This is a genomic window from Roseburia sp. AF20-18LB, from assembly GCF_003461185.1.
Taxonomy (GTDB): Bacteria; Bacillota; Clostridia; order Lachnospirales; family Lachnospiraceae; genus Roseburia_C; species Roseburia_C amylophila.
In genome coordinates, this window is record NZ_QTWP01000028.1 from 1 (window position 1) to 1,534 (window position 1,534).

Annotated in this window: 1 protein-coding gene; it reads right to left on the reverse strand. The window is 35.9% G+C overall.

The features are described from left to right. Positions 1-56: 56 nt before the first annotated feature. A protein-coding gene (locus tag DWX65_RS14770) for an IS3 family transposase (RefSeq protein ID WP_242997898.1) occupies positions 57-1,477 on the reverse strand; the annotation gives its coding sequence in 2 pieces (ribosomal slippage) (positions 57-991 and positions 991-1,477; 1,422 coding nt in all). Between the last annotated feature and the right edge of the window lie 57 nt (positions 1,478-1,534).

The following is a 1,534-nucleotide window of genomic DNA, read 5'->3' on the forward strand; positions in this document are numbered from 1 at the left end:
GACCCCAAAAAGTTAGACTTTTAAGCGTAGCAGTTTTATTGGCTGCTACGCTGTTTTTATGCAGCCAAGAGGCTAAGCCTGTATTGCACAGGACTCATCCATCCTAGTTTTTCTTTTATTCGTTGTTCGTTATAATACTTTATATATCGTTCTATTTCCGATTTCAATTCTTCATAGCTATAATAAACTACACCATAATAGATTTCTTGTTTTAATAGTCCGAAGAAATTTTCCATCACTGAATTATCGTGACAATTTCCCTTTCTAGACATACTCTGAAATATTCGTTCTCCTTTAAGGCGATATGAGTATGCTTTCATTTGATATGCCCATCCTTGATCCGAATGGAAGGTTCTTCGATAGGGACAATCAGATGTTACTTCTATTGCTTTTTCTAGAGCATCCATTACATTCTTGGTAGACGGGCGTTTATCAATACCAAAGCTTAGTATCTCTCCATTACACATATCCATAAATGTATCCAGATAAAGTTTGTGCATAGTCATATGTCCTTTAACATCAACTTCATAGTATTTAAACTCTGTTGTATCTGTGGTGATCTTCTGATGAGGTATATGTGTGTTAAAGCGTCTGCGAATTCTATTAGGCGCAACAGTTCCAACTTTTCCTTTGTATGAACTATATTTCCTACTCCTGCGTGTAAATGAGGTTACCTGTAATCCGAGTTTTTGCATGATTCGCTGAACTTTCTTTTTATTGATAACATATCCCTGATTGCGAAGTTCTCCTAGCATACGACGATATCCGTAATCCTTGTGAAGTTTTCTAATTTCAAGGAATTTTTCTTCGATTTCCTTATCAGGATTTTCTCTATCAAATCTTTTTTGCCAATACATATATGTTGCTTTAGGCATTCCTGTATATGAGAGAAGATATTTTAGTTTGAACTGTCTTCGGAGGCTGCTGATGATTCGCGCCGTTCTCTCATTTTTGCTTCGTCCTCTAAACGCAGTCTCCTCAGTTCTTTTAAAAAGGCATTCTCTATCCTTAACTTAAGAAGTTCATCCTCTAGTTCCTTTACATGTTCTACACTTGTATCAACAGGAGATTCTACAAGTGGTTTGTTTTGTGTATTGTTATCTGGTTTATCCAATATTTTCTTTCGACCTTTCTTACGTGGCCTCAACGCATCAGGTCCAGCTGCTCGAAAGCGATTAACCCAATCAACTATCATAGACGGGTTAGTAATTCCTTCTTGCAGAGCTAAATCTTGATATGAGATTTCACTTGATAAATATAACTCTACAACAAAAAGTTTCTTTTCGAAAGAATATTTTACTTGTTGACGTGAACGTTTTAACCCATCATCTCCAAAAGACTTATAATTATCCACCCATAACTTAACTTTACTATGAGAAGGAACGCCGTATTGCTCGGCGAGATATTTATAACCGCCTTCTCCATTCAGATAAGCATTTACAACTTTCTTTTTAAATTCATAACTATATTTAGACATAAAAATACCGACCTCCAATCGTTAGATTTTTTGGTCTAACTTTTAGGGGTCGGTACA